The sequence below is a fragment of the Ruegeria sp. YKSD179 genome, assembly GCF_059612885.1.
The window spans coordinates 1-15,014 of the sequence record NZ_JBXWRL010000063.1 but is presented as its reverse complement, the minus strand read 5'-3'; the positions used below and the strand labels follow the sequence as shown (position 1 = coordinate 15,014).

13 protein-coding genes and 2 pseudogenes are annotated in these 15,014 nt (G+C 51.6%); 6 read left to right on the top strand and 9 right to left on the bottom strand.

Translation table 11 applies throughout. The annotated features are described in order from the left end of the window. Positions 1-9: 9 nt before the first annotated feature. Together AC2FNE_RS21585 and AC2FNE_RS21580 are read left to right on the top strand one after the other, a co-directional pair. Positions 10-882: an NAD(P)-dependent oxidoreductase gene (locus tag AC2FNE_RS21585; RefSeq protein ID WP_170607587.1), complete on the top strand. Its 873-nt coding sequence runs from the start codon at positions 10-12 to the stop codon at positions 880-882. Positions 883-1,091: 209 nt separating this feature from the next. Beyond that, positions 1,092-1,748 (top strand): DUF924 family protein, encoded by a 657-nt coding sequence (locus AC2FNE_RS21580; protein ID WP_496806252.1) that lies wholly within the window; start codon positions 1,092-1,094, stop codon positions 1,746-1,748. Positions 1,749-2,210: 462 nt separating this feature from the next. On the opposite strand, the gene AC2FNE_RS21575 is transcribed toward AC2FNE_RS21580, so the two are convergent. The 6 genes from AC2FNE_RS21575 to AC2FNE_RS21550 all read right to left on the bottom strand — a co-directional run bounded on the left by AC2FNE_RS21575 (position 2,211) and on the right by AC2FNE_RS21550 (position 10,252). Continuing rightward, the gene (locus AC2FNE_RS21575; protein WP_496806251.1) at positions 2,211-3,032 is read right to left on the bottom strand and encodes a CIA30 family protein; all 822 of its coding nucleotides are present in this window, start codon (positions 3,030-3,032) and stop codon (positions 2,211-2,213) included. A 261-nt stretch (positions 3,033-3,293) separates the two neighbouring features. Continuing rightward, the gene (locus AC2FNE_RS21570) at positions 3,294-4,961 is read right to left on the bottom strand and encodes an adenylate/guanylate cyclase domain-containing protein (protein ID WP_170607595.1); all 1,668 of its coding nucleotides are present in this window, start codon (positions 4,959-4,961) and stop codon (positions 3,294-3,296) included. A gap of 607 nt (positions 4,962-5,568) precedes the next feature. Beyond that, positions 5,569-6,288, bottom strand: coding sequence for a phytoene desaturase family protein (locus AC2FNE_RS21565; protein WP_170610975.1), 720 nt, complete (start codon positions 6,286-6,288; stop codon positions 5,569-5,571). A gap of 491 nt (positions 6,289-6,779) precedes the next feature. Further along, positions 6,780-8,084: a ferredoxin reductase family protein gene (locus AC2FNE_RS21560; RefSeq protein WP_496806250.1), complete on the bottom strand. Its 1,305-nt coding sequence runs from the start codon at positions 8,082-8,084 to the stop codon at positions 6,780-6,782. A 275-nt stretch (positions 8,085-8,359) separates the two neighbouring features. Next, positions 8,360-8,620, bottom strand: coding sequence for a hypothetical protein (locus tag AC2FNE_RS21555; protein WP_170481788.1), 261 nt, complete (start codon positions 8,618-8,620; stop codon positions 8,360-8,362). A gap of 348 nt (positions 8,621-8,968) precedes the next feature. Beyond that, the gene (locus AC2FNE_RS21550) at positions 8,969-10,252 is read right to left on the bottom strand and encodes an adenylate/guanylate cyclase domain-containing protein (RefSeq protein WP_496806249.1); all 1,284 of its coding nucleotides are present in this window, start codon (positions 10,250-10,252) and stop codon (positions 8,969-8,971) included. Positions 10,253-10,463: 211 nt separating this feature from the next. On the opposite strand from AC2FNE_RS21550, the gene AC2FNE_RS21545 reads away from it, so the two are divergent. Beyond that, positions 10,464-11,042: an MOSC domain-containing protein gene (locus AC2FNE_RS21545; protein ID WP_170607603.1), complete on the top strand. Its 579-nt coding sequence runs from the start codon at positions 10,464-10,466 to the stop codon at positions 11,040-11,042. 152 nt (positions 11,043-11,194) lie between these two features. Continuing rightward, positions 11,195-11,977, top strand: coding sequence for a TIGR01458 family HAD-type hydrolase (locus AC2FNE_RS21540; protein ID WP_496806248.1), 783 nt, complete (start codon positions 11,195-11,197; stop codon positions 11,975-11,977). A gap of 222 nt (positions 11,978-12,199) precedes the next feature. Here AC2FNE_RS21540 and AC2FNE_RS21535 read toward each other — a convergent pair whose 3' ends face one another. Beyond that, the gene (locus AC2FNE_RS21535; protein ID WP_170607605.1) at positions 12,200-12,499 is read right to left on the bottom strand and encodes a putative quinol monooxygenase; all 300 of its coding nucleotides are present in this window, start codon (positions 12,497-12,499) and stop codon (positions 12,200-12,202) included. 347 nt (positions 12,500-12,846) lie between these two features. On the opposite strand from AC2FNE_RS21535, the pseudogene AC2FNE_RS21530 reads away from it, so the two are divergent. Continuing rightward, positions 12,847-13,344: pseudogene (locus AC2FNE_RS21530) on the top strand (lactoylglutathione lyase family protein). 150 nt (positions 13,345-13,494) lie between these two features. On the opposite strand, the gene AC2FNE_RS21525 reads toward AC2FNE_RS21530, so the two are convergent. Continuing rightward, a complete protein-coding gene (locus AC2FNE_RS21525; protein WP_170607609.1) occupies positions 13,495-14,061 on the bottom strand; it encodes a Crp/Fnr family transcriptional regulator in 567 nt (188 codons plus the stop codon). Between the two features lie 90 nt (positions 14,062-14,151). Between AC2FNE_RS21525 and AC2FNE_RS21520 the strand changes: the two genes are divergently transcribed. Beyond that, on the top strand, positions 14,152-14,817 hold the full coding sequence (locus AC2FNE_RS21520) for a hypothetical protein (protein ID WP_496806247.1): 666 nt from the start codon (positions 14,152-14,154) through the stop codon (positions 14,815-14,817). An 8-nt stretch (positions 14,818-14,825) separates the two neighbouring features. Here the strand turns inward: AC2FNE_RS21520 and AC2FNE_RS21515 are convergent. Then, positions 14,826-15,014 (bottom strand): annotated as a pseudogene (locus AC2FNE_RS21515) (cation transporter); the annotation flags it as partial.

The window sequence follows — 15,014 nt, the reverse complement described above, 5'->3', positions numbered from 1 at the left end:
GAAATTCAAATGGCAAAACTTGCGTTTATTGGCCTTGGCGTAATGGGCTATCCGATGGCCGGACATCTCCAGGCGGCGGGGTACGATGTAACTGTTTATAACCGTACGTCGACAAAGGCTGAAGAATGGGTCGCGGAACATGGCGGCAGCATGCGCGATACTCCGCGAGAGGCTGCAGTGAGTGCAGATTTCGTAATGACATGCGTGGGAAATGACGATGACCTTCGCAGTGTTTGCATTGGCCCGGAGGGCGCTTTTGCAGGCATGTCAGCAAACGCAACGCTCGTTGACCATACTACTGTTTCCGCGAAGGTGACTCGTGAGCTATATTCCGCTGCCAAAGAACAAGGAGTGGGCTTTCTAGACGCGCCAATATCCGGTGGGCAAGCGGGTGCTGAGAACGCGGTTCTTTCCATTATGTGTGGTGGAGACCAATCCGTGTACTCGGCCGCAGAACCCATCATGAAAGTTTACTCGAAAATCTGCCGCCGAATTGGAGAGAGTGGCGCGGGTCAGTTGACCAAAATGAGCAACCAGATTGCAATTGCTGGTTTGGTCCAAGGCCTGAGCGAAGCTTTGCATTTTGCAGAGAAGGCAGGCCTTGATGGACGCTCGGTAGTTGAAGTCATCAGTCAAGGCGCCGCAGGAAGCTGGCAAATGGTCAATAGGTTCGAAACCATGCTTGACGATCATTTTGATCACGGATTTGCCGTGGACTGGATGCGAAAGGATCTGGGTATCTGCCTTGATACAGCCAACGAAACCGGTGCTAGTTTGCCGGTGACCGCCCTTGTCGATCAATTCTACAAGGATGTTCAGAAACTCGGGGGCGGTCGGTGGGATACCTCTTCGTTGCTGAAGCGACTTCGCGCAATTGATTAGACTTCAAGTTTTTTCAGCGGCTGATTGTAGTGATGCTTAGCTACATCAGTCTGTAGCAGTAAATTCCCGAAGCGTTTTTGGCGGGGGCGGTTAGGCATTGACTTAGGAAGACATGCATTCGCCCTGAGTTCTCCTGCTCGAAATTCGGAGTTTTCTTTTCAGATGCAAAAATTCGGGCATACTTGGACGGCAATCTTCTGGAGGACAAGATGGCCGATCTAGACCCGCGTGCAACCCAGGTGCTTGACCTATGGTTCCCCGATTCCGGGCATTGGAACAGCGCCCAAGCACACCTCAATTTCTGGGACGAACGCATGCAGGGCGGCATGGACAACGTAATCTGCAGCGAGTTTGCCGATCTGACCCAGGCCGGGGCTCGCGGAGAGTTGGATGCGTGGGCCGAGACACCTCGCGGCAGAATGGCTCTGATATTGGTGCTAGACCAGTTTCCACGCTCGCTCTGGCGGGATACACCCGGTGCGTTCGGCCAAGATATCAAGGCTTGCCGGCTATGTTTGGAGGGTATTGGCAACGGGCACTACCAGTCATTGCCGGTACCATGGGAACGGATGTTCTACGTCATCTCCATCGGCCATTGCGAAGGCCCCGACCATTTGGAGCGGATGGACTTGTGCATCCGCCTAGTAGACGAAATGGAACCGATTTGGCCGGAGGCTCTAGCGCCCCTGGCTGATGGTGCTAACGGGCAAAATAAAACCGTGCGTGGCGTGGTTGAGCGTTTCGGAAGACATCCCCACCGAAACGCGGTTCTTGGTCGAACGTCTACCGCCGCAGAAGAAGTCTACATTGCTGCCGGCGAATTTCCGCACCAGCGAAAAGCGTCGGACACGGTGGGAAGCAACTGAACGATCAAATGGAAGCGACGTAAAGCCAAGCGCAGCCGTTTCGTTAAGTACAAATAGAGCGTTGTTCGGTGAATGTCCGCGCTGCGCCCAATCTGGAGCCCTGTTCAAATAGTAAATTGAGAAACCAAAGATCTATTCATGTGTAAATCTAGTTTTATGGCAAGCCGACGCTTCGCACGGCATCAATAATCAGAGCGATGGAAGATCAACGTCGTAGTATAAGATCAGGGACATTCCGATCTGAATAAACCATGGATGTAAGATCTAAAGTGAGGCAGATGGATTGGCAGTTGAGAATGCCGCAATCAATTTTTCTTCTTTATTAAATTATTCGGCCAAATGGCGGTGCTGTCAGACGAATTCGAACTCGTCTATGAAAGGCCAGTGAGGCTGTCCTTTATCCCGCGCCAAGTGTGCACCACTCGGCCTTTGCGGCGGCCCCAGCAACAAGTGCATATGTCTTCAGTAGAAGTTGACTTTACTGACGTCTAAACGAGCTTGATGATCGCGGCCGTAAGCTACGACTCCAATTGAAGTAATCCCAGTAGGTGTGGGCGTTGAACGTAACATGGCGCCCGATGCCTTAAAACTCGAAAATGGCAGTAAGATTTCCGTCCACGATTCCGTGGTTTTGAACTCGGCCTGATAATATTGCCATGGCAACACTGTGCCCTTTGTCCTGAGGTGAATAAAGTACTGCTCGCCGTTGCCCCTCACCACGATTCTGACGCCTGCGGTATCCGAAGTTGGCCGGTCTGATAGTTTGCGCCGGAACTGAATAAAGCCTCCATTATTTTCCGTGCTGACAGTTCCGGTCAGCCTTGCGAAGTCAACGTCGCCTTCAGTTAAAAAGAACACCTGACCAGAAGAAACACCCCCCATGACACTATCTGCCACATAGTCCCATCGGGTTTCCGGAGACCCGGAAAAGTCCTCGGCGAGGGTTTCGCCAGCCTCAGCCGTTGCGGTTCCCAGTATAAGAATGCCCATGAGAGGCCCTACTAACAGAGTACGAATTTTGCACTTTCCCAATTTAGTGTCGCGAAAGGCAGGTTTAAAATAGAGGCGAAAGCGATCCAGACCGAACATTGAAAAAAACTTAGTGCCGTTATCTGATCCGACGACAAACCGATTTGAACAAAGGCGGTGATTACGAACATCAAATATATGATAACCACCAAGGCAAGCCGAACAGATTGCAGTAAGGCGTAAACTTTGATCAATTAACCCTACAGCTGCTGCTAAAACGAAGCGGAGTGGCATGACGACCTTTTGGATGTTCATAACATTAGTTTTACGCCTGAAGACAGGTTTTGGATCAATTCTGTATCTCTTCGGATCTACTGCCGCAGTTAACAAACGAAATTGGCGATCATAAGTATTGCCACTCGCGGAAAGTGTTTTCTGCTCTCTAACGATGCACGTTCATTGTGAATCCAGGATGATCTCGATGGCAGATGGATTGCCGAAGTTCAAAGATTTGCCGGCAGAAATCGGAGGCTCCGGCGAACTAAGCAGCGAGTGAACCCCGCAATAATCCGGGTCTCAGTTTGGAAGCCCCAATTTCGCAATTCTATTCCAAATGGGTTTCCAGAGATCCGTTCCGTAAACCGGGAGTGCTCGAACCAAGCTCAAACGAAACGTTGGACAGTTGCGTATGAGCGCCTCGCTGAGAGCCTTAGCTTCTTCCCTGTTGCCGATCAGGTGAGTACAGATTGTGAGGCCCAGTAGATTTGGCGGCAGCTCAGGCGCGAGCTGGTCTGCCTTGCGAAACCACTCCAAGGCGTCATCTGGGCGTCTGGCGCAAAGATGACCGTGACCCACGGTTCGATTGTAGAGATGTACGTACGGATCGTCAGCTGCCACTTCTATTGCGCGAAGTGTGCTAGATATTCCCTGCTCTGCATCACCAGAAAAAATCTCTATAGAGCCCCGTGTCCATAGCCCCATGTTGTAGTCAGGGTTGACGTCCAGAGCATGGTTAACGGCCGTCAATGCTTCTGCAGAGCGACCATGTCCATGCAGCAATAAGCCTGCATGAGCACTGTGCAACATGTCTGATCTGTTATTGGCTCGGATCGCCGCGGTAATGCGTCCAAGTGCCTTCATCAATACATCATGTGGAATAGGTTCCACACCGTAGAACGGATTGGCTAAACCAAGACCAGCCGCTGCCATTGCCAACGCCATAAATGCATTTGGTTCTATTGCGAGCGCGTGTTCCGCGATCAAACCTGCGCCGTGCCATCCTTCAAAGGTTGGATTAAAAAAGCTTGCGCCAGCAAGTGCAAGGAGGTCTTCAAAGGACAACTCATCAAGCGACTTGTCTCTCAGACGTCGTGCGTCATCCGCCGCTACGCGTCTTCGAATGCTCATTACAAGTCGAGGTGCACATAAATCTGCAATGTCAAATGGGTCGACGCTGTCCAGGTCATATCGTTCTGCCCAAATTTGGCGACCATCGTCAGCTCCAATCAATTGCACGCCAACTCGCATACGACTTTTTGATTGGCGCGCGCTTCCATTGACTACGTAGTGTCCAGCGTCTGGGTTTTGGACAACTTCTAGGCCGGTCAGCTGCCCTAAGTGCCGCTGCACCTCGGTTGCCAGCACGTCGGCAACGTCTTCTTCATCAGCGCTTCGGGAAGAAAATCCTTCGACAAATACCCGTGGCTTGGTCGCCTCTCGAAGGGGTGGCAGCTTTTGCGGCCAGGACCAAACACGAATTGGTCGAGGGATATTTTTGAATTTTCGATTACCGTTGTCATGAAAGACTTCAGTGAGCTCGTCATCCAGCCCCGCAAATACCTCATCTGATGCAAGAATGCCGCCAGGGGTAGCCATGCCTTCCAACCGCGCAGCAACGTTCACGCAATCTCCGAGAACGTCATCATCTTGGTAGTACAAATCGCCCTCGTTGATGCCGACGCGAATGTTCAAAGGCCTTTTGCTATGTTCTTGGGTTTCAATTGATTGCGTCGCAAGCTGCAATTCTTGCGCACACCGGACAGCTTTTTCTCCCAACGGAAATTCGACGAGGAAACCATCGCCCATTGTCTTGAAAATGCGCCCATGATGCCGCCGAACGATTGGTCGTAGCAACGTCTCCTGCCAGGATCGCACCCGGTTGAGAGCAACATGTTCATCGGCTCCCACCATGGCACTATAGCCAACGACGTCGATTGCTACGATTGCCGCTCGCCCTTTTCTCATGGTGAAACCCCGAGAGACCCTTTCCGCGAATATTCTTGCATGTGTGGGCGAAACCGCAAAGGCATGAGTTTGGCACTGCAACTTAAACTGCTCTAAACGACAAGCTTGCTGCGGGGCCGGAATAGTCCATCGAAGAGCTTTTCACCAATTTCCGCGTTGCAGATTTTGGTCATAGCCGAAGGCTTTCGCCCTCTTGGGCAGTTGGAGATCAAAATTTCAGCAACATGACAGAAAGGTCCGCAACTTCGCCCACGCGTTGAACTTCGTCACAAAAGCTTCACAAACCTCTGTAGACTCGGGTGGTCCGTGAGTGGACCCATTTCAGAACCCGTGGCCCGTCGACCCGTTCGGTTGGCGGGTCTATTTTGGTTTGCTCGCGGAGAAAATAGGTGAAGAGGGCCTTAGTCGCCAAACTCAACGTTGGTCGCCGCAGGCAAGACTAACGGCTTCGGGGCTCAAAACAGCCGTTCGCTGCACTACGGCGACGAAGCATTGATCAAGCTTCAGCTTCGGGCTCGAAGCAGACATTCGCCGCAGTTGGTACGAACGACTGCTCTGTGGACGAAGCCGACGCAAGCGACACGAGCGAAGTACGTTTCGTGCCGCACTATCCGCGAATTATGCGAAATACGCCCGAATCTACAGAAGCAGCCACAAGCACGCCTGCCCAAAGTGCACCGGGGATACCTGGGCTCGCAACGTCTTGGCCCGCAAGATAAAGGCCAGGGATCGGTGTTTTTGCCCGCAAAGCATCGCACATGACGCGTTCCGGCGTGACATCAAGGCCGTAGAATGCCCCATGATTATGCCCCGTGAAAGACACGGTCGAGAGCGGCGCGGCGAGGTTCTTGTACACAACGTGCTTGGCAAGTTCCGGAAATCGCTCTTTAAACATTGCCATCATGGTTGCTTCGGTGCGGCGTTTGAATTCGGTATAGTCGTCACCGCCGGCTCCCTCAGGATGGACGGCCCAATCTGCCACAATGGACCAATCCTCCCAGCGCAAAAGTTGCGCGGTGTGTTTTTGCCGAGGTCCAGGATCATGGGCTGCGTTTTTTAGTGAACCAAAAGACACCGTCATGTGCGGCGGCGGGGCGTCCGGTGCGTCCATCCAGAGAACGTCTGTTTCACCTCTAGGAAAGAACCAGTGGTTGGCTTTCGTGGCGCCAGCGGCCTCGATATCGCCTTCAAGTCCAAGAAATACGTTGAAATGTGCGATGCTGGCCGGCAATCCGCGAATATCAGCTTTCCAGTCGGCTGGTCCTTTTTTGTCAGGCAGGAGTGTGTCATTGGCGCTCGCGCGCACCGATGTCGGAAATGACCGCATTGGCGTGTAACTCGGCCCCATCTTCGGTACGAACACCCGCCACCGTCTCTCCGTCAAAAAGCAGTTCCATCACGCAGGTACCGGCGCGAACTTCACCGCCTGCCTTGGTGATGGTGGTCCCCGGGGATCAAGCCAAGCCAGCTCCGCGACGAAACTTCTGGAAAGTTGCGTCGTTGGAGTTGTTTTTTTAGCTCGCGTAAACTTCTGAAGGAATTTCTTTCATATTGAAACCCAACTTTGGGTGTCCCGCCCAAGCAAAGTTATTCTGACAAATCCTCTGAGAGCTAATAATGAGCCCGATTAAATCTGAAAAACCTCTTTGATGCAAACTACGGAGTCCGCTGGCGCGGCCGCAGGAATTTAAGACAGTCAACCAATTTGACTTATTTGTTTAGCGAAGCACGAAGGCCAACAAAACAAGTAAGAAGAATAGGTTGACCACCGTAATTACGATCAACACTCGCCTCTTGGAACTCAAATTCCCAATAAGATTAATCATAGTCAAAACGCTCTGAAAGAATTCGGTGCCAAGGGGTGCCCTTCTTTATGAGATGGTCCTCGATGGTTTCCATCATATTAGACGGACCGCACAGGACGAAAACCCAGGAACGGAACTGATCCAGCGAAAATACACGATCTATAATTTCAGCATCGATCAGACCTTCCTCTCCTTCCCAGCCCTCAGGCGGTTCCGACAGGACATAGGTAATATCCTCTTTATCCAACTCATCGCGCCAGGCGATTTGGTCGAACCGTTTGTTTCCATAAACCATTTTCACCTGGCGCGGATCACCACTTGCTCGCATCTCCCGCAGTATACCCAACAGCGGCGCAACACCGACGCCACCTGCGATCAACGCGACCCCCGGCTCGTCGCGATCGTCGATGGATAGGCTGCCATAGGGCCCGTCAATATATGCGACAGTTTCCAGTTTTGTCCCACCTACCGCTCGGCTAAAATCCCCCAGCTCCTTAATCATGAAGGAAATACTCGGACCATTGGCCGGCGCCGAACAAATTGAAAAAGGGTTTTCATTGATTGAAAAGGGACCATGTCCGACATTTAGCCAAACAAACTGTCCAGCCTTGTATTCGAGGCCAGAGTGGTTCTGAGGTGCCACTGTGATCTCCCACTGATTGGGAGTCAGGCTGGTTACAGACTTGACACGCCATACTCGCCCCATGTCACGCAGCGGAACCGCCAGATAAATATATAGAAGGGAACCAACCGCAGCCCCGGTCATTACAAGCCAGAACCAAGTCAATTCGGGCTGAGATCCATAACGACCAGCATAGACTGTGTGATGTAACAGAAGTACCGCAATCATAAGTGCGCCCAATCCATGAATTAGGCGCCATGTCTCATACTTAAAATCCAACTTCTTCCGCCCTATCGCAAGAAACACGAGGCAAAACAAAAGTAAGAACGCGGCAATGCCGGTCGAAAGATATGCAAACTCTGTTGTAATCGTCAGTTGGCGCGTGGGATCCCAGGGTCGCGGACCGCCGGACGGTGTACCTCCATAAAGAAATGGGTGTATGAAGACGAAAGCAAGCGCTGTCCGCGCCAGAAGCTGATGCGCCCGCATTGTCACATCCATACCCAATCCGTTCGAAATGATCTTAAAGCGCCCGGAAAGAACGAACTCGACGAGGATTATCGAAAAGGCAAGCATACCGAACCCCGAAGCAAGCTCTTGGTGAAATGGACGCGGCGGTCCACCAAATATCCATGAAAGTATCAGAGGAAGCACGACCGTGATTGCGTAACCGATGATCAGAAAAATGGGTTTCACATGAGATTTCCGAATAACTCCGTTGACCAATGCAATTGAATTTTTTCAGTGTCACTGATCTCCCATAGAAAATTGAACGAACGTGAATTCGAAAAAATACTTGTACGAGTCATAATCCAACCTTTTTCACGGGTCAGCCTTGATGGGGATCAAGGAGAGCATCCCCTGGCCCAAGCCGAGTTCTTCTGAAAAGACCAATTCGTGAGGGATGACCGCTGGCGGGACCTTTTTCTCTGTTCCGAAACGATGGGCTGGCCATCAGTTACCGCAATTGACTACCGCATGGCAGTCAGGTTGGCGATCAGCATATCGCGCTTTTTCGCCATTTGCTCTTGTATTTTGTGTGCCAGATCAGCCTCGGGACCGCAGCACACGACGGCCGTATCTTTCATCTCTCGGTGTGTTCGATCAGCGGAGTCGAGCATTGCTCGCCGGACGATTTCTAGGATTTCTTCACGCCTTTCCTTGGGAAAGTCGTTCGCGAGGGCTTCGTCGAGTTCCTGAGTTACACGACTCGAAAGTTTCTCAAGGTTCATTTTCTTGTTCCATCCCTTTTCCTAGTTGATCACCGGCCTAAGCACGGACAAATTGGAGTTGACCTTAGCTAATAACGCTTGTGGCTAATCACTTTTAACACACTCTGATCCAAGTTAGTGCCTCGATTGCAGAATTTGATTTCGTTTCGATCGTCGAAGCATTTATCGGTGGCTGGTAGTAGCGGATTTTGGACCGGCGAATGTCGGTTTGGCCCACAAAAACAAACGTTCTTAGCATCGGCACTGAATGACCGCTATGCGGACAAAGCAGCCAGATGTTACTGAAGCTGGCATTGGCTGCCCAAGGTGTTCAAGTCCCCGATTTTTTTGTGAGCCAAAGTTCAATCTTCATGCCTCCTCACACTCAATTATTCTGAAGACCTCAACAGGTTCGCGAATGCCCTTTAACGTGATCTCGCCAGTGGAGACCGATCGAAAGTCGTCTTCCACAGCAACGGCGGCGCGAGTGCTGAGCAGGATTTCACCATCCTCGGCCATTTCGCAAAGTCGTGAGGCGACGTTGATAGCGGTGCCAGAGGCGGTGTAATCGGATCGGCCCTCATAACCCACCATACCGACGGTGGCATATCCTAGTGACACCCCAACACCGAAGCCCAGCCGGAAGCCCAGGCGTTTCCAATCCTTGCTGAGCTCGGCCATGCGGGCGCGCATTACGACGGCAAGGCGTACGGCATCCCCAGCCGGATCGTCGCAGGGTAGAGGATCGTTGAACAGCACCATAACACCGTCACCCATCCGGTGATCCACGCCCGCGCCATGAGCGTTGATCAGCTTCCCCATTTCCTCATGATAAGCCTGAAGGACTTCGATGGTCTCTTCCGGTTCGGCGGTTTCGCAAAAGGCGGTAAAACCGCGAATGTCGCAGAATAGGACGCCAAGAAGAGCACGGTGGCTCCTCAGCATGTTTTCAGAGCCGGAGGAGACAACGGTGTCTGCGACCGCCGAGGGAAGAAAACGCTTGAGCTTGCCCATGCGTTCAATTTCGCCAACCTGCTCTTTGACCCGGTCAGCCAACTCAGTATTTAACTGCTTCAAGGCTTTGAATTGCTTTGTGTTTTCTATGGCGATGACGGCCTGTGCAGCAAATGTCTCAACAAGCGCGATTTCGGATGGCTCGAACGATCGGACCTCATGACGGCTGAGCGAAATAGAGCCGATGGCAATCCCATTCTGGAGTAGCGGAACCACCAATCGTGACCGTGTACCTTCGGTTTCAACCGTACGAACAGCTGTCGGGTCACCCTTCTTATAGAGATCAGTTTCTGCATAGTCCGGTATATGAATAACCTCTCCTGATCTTATCGCCACAGCTGATGAGAGAAATGAATCAAGGGACCATTCTTTGCCAATTTCAAATGCGGTCCGTTTCTGCCCCAAGTCCGCAGCAAGTCGGAAATGCGACCGGCTTTTGTTGACGAGTTGAAGCCCTGCTTGATCCGCATCACACAGTGACGCTGCTTTTTGCAGTATGATGTCAAAGACCTTGGCCTCATCTTCTCGGCTTTGGCTCATTACATTCAAGATGTCCCGCATCGCAGTTTCGCGTTCCCGCATACGATCCAGTTCTGCACGCATGTTTGCTAATCCGTTTTCATCCAAATGGTCGTGCATCGAAGTCACCCCGTATCTTCTAGGAAGGATAGGCAGGAATGAGACAAACTGCTACTAGGTCAAGGACTGGCATTTATCCGAAAGGAAGCTAAGGGCTCAACGCGGTCATTCGTCGAAATTCCGTTCAATGTCTGCCATGCGGGTAAAACAAACGCTGAACAAAACGCGCGCGTTGATTGCGCCAATTCGATTGTCCCGTTAGCATAACAGTATGCCCAAAGCTGCTATTAACCCCTCAACATTTCAACCATTGGATTCTCTGAATGCCCGGCTTGAAGATATTCTAGAGGCCGCGCCCAAAGATAACGGCACATTAGACATGATTGTCATGCGCCCGGATCACGGAGAGCGCGTTGTGCCGAATAGATTTGAAGTTTGTGCAAAGGAAGGCCTGCCCGGTGATCATTGGAAGAACGGCACCGGCTATGCGTTAGATGATGGAACGGGTGATCCGGATGCACAGATTTGCATAATGATGTCGGGTTGCATTCGGGCAATCGCCGGTGAAAGGAAATATTGGCCGCCTGCTGGGGACAATTTCTTCATTGATATGGATTTGACACCAACAAACATGCCTCCTGGTACAGCATTCGCCATAGGCAGTGCAGAGTTTATTGTTACTAAACTTCCCCACAATGGCTGCCAATCGTTCATTGACCGCTACGGTCGCGATGCATGCCTTTTCGTGAACACCGGGGTGGGCAAAGTGCACAGACTGCGTGGCATCTATGCACGCGTTACGAAGGACGGCACAGTTGCTGTTGGAGATACCGTTCGAAAATTGGCTTAACAGATTTGATTGTGTCGATGGCAGAACCCGATTGCAAATAACGGCTCCACGGACGAAGCTGTCTTTAATTGCGTTTGGTATGATACTATTTTGCTGAGACCATTTTGTGGAATGTTCTAGGGTCCCGCTGACGTAACCAACTCGAGTTCTCGATGCAAGGAACCATGGCCAAAGGTGTTTTGTTGGATATTGCTGGTGTTCTATACGATGGGGACCACCTTATCGACGGAGCATTATGCGCGGTTTCGCAGCTGCGTGAATCGAAACTACCGATCAGATTTCTCACGAATTCCACTCGACAACCGAAACGCTTGATCTTTGAGAAACTCGCGGCGTTTAAAATCACCAATGACAAAAGCGAGATCATAACGCCGGCAGAAGTAGCGTGTGTTTGGCTCAGGCAAAAGGGGTATTCACCACATCTTCTAGTTCACCCAGACCTGATCGAGGACTTTTTAGAAACACCGTCAGGTAGACCAGTTGCGGTTGTGGTTGGTGACGCAGGCCTCCACTTCACATATGAGCGCTTGAATGCAGCTTTCCGCATTCTTATGGACGGAGCACCGCTTATTGCATTGGCAGCAAATCGCGTTTTTCGCGACTCCGATGGAGAGCTCAGCATGGATGTAGGCGCTTTTGTCAAAGCACTTGAGTACTCTAGCGCAAAATCCGCGTTTCTATTGGGTAAACCGTCTCCTGATTTCTTCCTCGCCGGCGCCCACAGCATGAACTTAGAGCTGTCTGAAGTCGTAATGATAGGAGACGATGCTGAGAGTGACATTTCTGGCGCATTGGTTGCTGGTGCCGCTGCCGGCATTCTCACCCAGACTGGGAAGTATCATCCAGGAGACGAGAACCGTTTTGACCCACGGCCGACTCTCCTTGTGGCCGACGTCGCCGAGGCCGTCGGCTCTGTACTCACGAAAGTCCCGTAGGCGCATCGCAGCCCAGCGCTCTACATTTGATTGCCGAAAAGCAGCCATTCGCTCCATCAGAGCATCCGGCGCTCGAATGGAAGGCCCTTCTGCGAAGGGAGCGGCAAGTCGCAAGAAGTAGGTAAACATAATTTTTCCGCACACGGAAAGGCGGGAATGGAGTTTCCAATGAACACTCGCTCCGCCAGACAAACAGCCGCTTGGGCGTCAAAAACCATGCGTTCAATTGCGGGTTGAAGCGATTTCTGAAATGTTCGTCGTCGTCGGAGGATTGGCGAACGTGGGCCCTACTGCTTCGCGATAAGCGTCAAAAGCCGCCGAGGACAAGAAGGCCTGCTTTTCAGCATCGTCTTGGAACTCAAGGATGCCGATAAATCGCAGTGGGTCATCTGTGGAGAAGCACGAATAGTGCAGTCCGTCGATCTTTTCCGACTTCAATCCCGCCACAAGATTAGTCATGGCGGTAATCTGCGCCTCGTAATGATCTTCGGACTTGAGTGTGTAATGGACAAGTAAGCTCATAACTGGTTCCTTTGCACCTTGATTGCTCGGCCATGAGACAACCGACCGGTTCTTTTGACAATGATCAAATGGAAGTAACGGTTCGGCGGGATAGTCTTAGAACGCCGCATTGGGCTCGGTGTGGACATTCGAAGATTTTTCGTGAGCGCCTGAATTGCGGAATTGGCCGTTCTCAATGCCCGGCAAATGTCTATCCGCAGGTCAATGCTGGAGGGCCAATCAATTTGTTGGCCGTGGTCTCGAATTTGGCAAACACAATTTGACTTTTCTTGTATTAGGCAGATTTCTACCTGCAGATCATCTTTTTGAAACTGATCTTTGGTCCACAACAGTTGTAAGGAGCAACCATGTCGCGCACCCCTCGATCCTTTTCTCACATAGGGCTCTCTGTGCCAGACGTTGATGAAGCCGTAAAATTTTATTCCGACGTGTTTGGCTTCTACGTCATCATGCCGCCGACGGACGTTCTGGAGGATGATAGCGATATTGGTGTGATGTGCACGGATGTCTTTGGACCAGAATGGAAAAAACTGCGCATAGCGCATATGGCTACTGCGGACCGCGTTGGGATTGAGATTTTCGAATTCGACGGGAATTACGCGCCAGAAAACAACATAGACTACCGGCGCAACGGGACATTTCACTTTTGTATCCAAGATCCCGACGTTGAAGGTTTGGTTTAAAAAATCGTAGCGGCCGGGGGAAAGCAGCGGATGCCCATTCGTTACTACTACCCGGGCGATAAACCTTACCGGATGGTCTATGTGGAAGATCCATTCGGTATTGTTTTCGAGTTATACAGCCACTCTTATGAATTGACGTATTCATCCGGTGCTTACAATTGAGAAAAAATTCAATTTGAAGGCTGCTTTGGGCTCGGTGCGGTCATTCGCTGAAATGCCGCGAGCGACCGCAATGCGGACAAAGCCGCCATTGCCTTGCAAGAAAATGGCTCCGATCTTTGCCCGCCTTCGCCGAAAATTATTTGCCTGTAGTTACCGGTTGCGAGCTCTGCTCAGTGTGACGGGCGTCATTCCCAAATATGAAGCAATGTGGAAATGGGCAAACAGCGCCTCATACCCTGGGTGTACACTTCGAAACCACTCTAAACGTTGCCGCGCGCTCAATGCTGCTAGGCACCACTCGCGTCCGACTTTGCGGGTCAACTCCTGGCGCATTAAGTTATTACCCCATTCTCGTATGCTTTCGAAATTCACCATTAGGTCCATCAACTGCGCAGCTGGCATTGTCGCTGCAACGGCGTCATCCAAAATCTCAATATCCACCAACGAACATCCACCTGACGTTCTGGCCATGTTGGGCGTTATCACCATTGGGGCAGCGTACAGGTTCAGGGTTACCTCCGTACCCTCGGCATCGGTGACTATGCTTCGCGCACGTCCACTTAGTAGGAAATACTCATTCTCGTCTCGCTCACCTTGGCTCGACATGTAACTTCCGATTGGCAAGTTACGTATTTCGAATGCATTTACCAGTGTCTCCCGATCTTTGTCCGGGAGTTCCGTCATGAGTTCTTCTATGGTCTTCAGATGAATTTCCACTCCATGCGCCCCTAACTCACGTTATCAAATGATAATGCTTGAACCGGCCGCAAACTGATAGCCCAGCAGCGTCAATGCTGGAGAAAACCCATGAATAGCTTCCTTTCCTACCCGACGCATGGTTCACGGATCCTGCTGTTCTGGTGCGCCGCGGTGCTCGTTTACTGCCTTATGGTCTTCGGGTCGCTTGCAGATATCGAACGGATCACCGGGGTCAGGGCATTCGACATGCGACCAACCGGCTATTCCTTCGCCGATGCCTTGGCACTCATTTCCGCGCTCGGAGAAGAAGGACGACGTGTTTATCTACTGATGCAAATTCCACTGGACACCGTGTACCCGGCCCTATTGGCGATTTCGAGCGCCAGCTCGCTTTATTGGTTGTCGCAATCCTTTGGCGCGACTGCTCGATGGTATCGAGCCGTTGCCGTTGTAGCCTATCTCGCGGCAATCGCGGACTATGCTGAGAATGGGTTAATCGTCTGGATGCTAAATGCCGGTCTTGGCGTTCCCGAAGCACTGGTTATAGCGGCAAGTTTGGCGTCGGTGAGCAAGTCAATCTTGTCGACGGTTGTGTTCACCATCTTGCTGATTGCTCTTGCCGAGTTCGCCATCCGCAGAATGCGTCGCCTGCGAGAAATTTGTGATCAGAAACCCGCAATTCAAGGAGTACAGTGTCCAACCTCGAAATCATTGGGTTCTGTCCGGACATTCGATGCAACTTGTCTGATTGTCCGCTTTACAGGCCAGTTCTAACAAATCGCTTATGGGCCTTCAGATCGACTTTCAGAGATGTCCCGGCGCGCATCACGTACAATCACCCAAGAGGACTGGAGAAACACCCCTGCAATTGCAAAGGCGACTACCAGATCGGGCCAGGATGTGCCGGTCCACCCAACCAGAACCGCCGCAACCACCACAGCGGCGTTGCCGATCGCGTCATTCCTTGAGAA

Excerpts from the sequence above, each read along its gene's own strand:
- AC2FNE_RS21580 (WP_496806252.1), top strand. The coding sequence starts at position 1,092 with ATGGCCGATCTAGACCCGCGTGCAACCCAGGTGCTTGACCTATGGTTC.
- AC2FNE_RS21575 (WP_496806251.1), bottom strand. The coding sequence starts at position 3,032 with ATGAACATCCAAAAGGTCGTCATGCCACTCCGCTTCGTTTTAGCAGCA.
- AC2FNE_RS21535 (WP_170607605.1), bottom strand. The coding sequence starts at position 12,499 with ATGAGCTTACTTGTCCATTACACACTCAAGTCCGAAGATCATTACGAG.
- AC2FNE_RS21540 (WP_496806248.1), top strand. The coding sequence starts at position 11,195 with ATGCAAGGAACCATGGCCAAAGGTGTTTTGTTGGATATTGCTGGTGTT.
- AC2FNE_RS21585 (WP_170607587.1), top strand. The coding sequence starts at position 10 with ATGGCAAAACTTGCGTTTATTGGCCTTGGCGTAATGGGCTATCCGATG.
- AC2FNE_RS21565 (WP_170610975.1), bottom strand. The coding sequence starts at position 6,288 with ATGCGGTCATTTCCGACATCGGTGCGCGCGAGCGCCAATGACACACTC.
- AC2FNE_RS21545 (WP_170607603.1), top strand. The coding sequence starts at position 10,464 with ATGCCCAAAGCTGCTATTAACCCCTCAACATTTCAACCATTGGATTCT.
- AC2FNE_RS21550 (WP_496806249.1), bottom strand. The coding sequence starts at position 10,252 with ATGCACGACCATTTGGATGAAAACGGATTAGCAAACATGCGTGCAGAA.
- AC2FNE_RS21520 (WP_496806247.1), top strand. The coding sequence starts at position 14,152 with ATGAATAGCTTCCTTTCCTACCCGACGCATGGTTCACGGATCCTGCTG.
- AC2FNE_RS21570 (WP_170607595.1), bottom strand. The coding sequence starts at position 4,961 with ATGAGAAAAGGGCGAGCGGCAATCGTAGCAATCGACGTCGTTGGCTAT.
- AC2FNE_RS21555 (WP_170481788.1), bottom strand. The coding sequence starts at position 8,620 with ATGAACCTTGAGAAACTTTCGAGTCGTGTAACTCAGGAACTCGACGAA.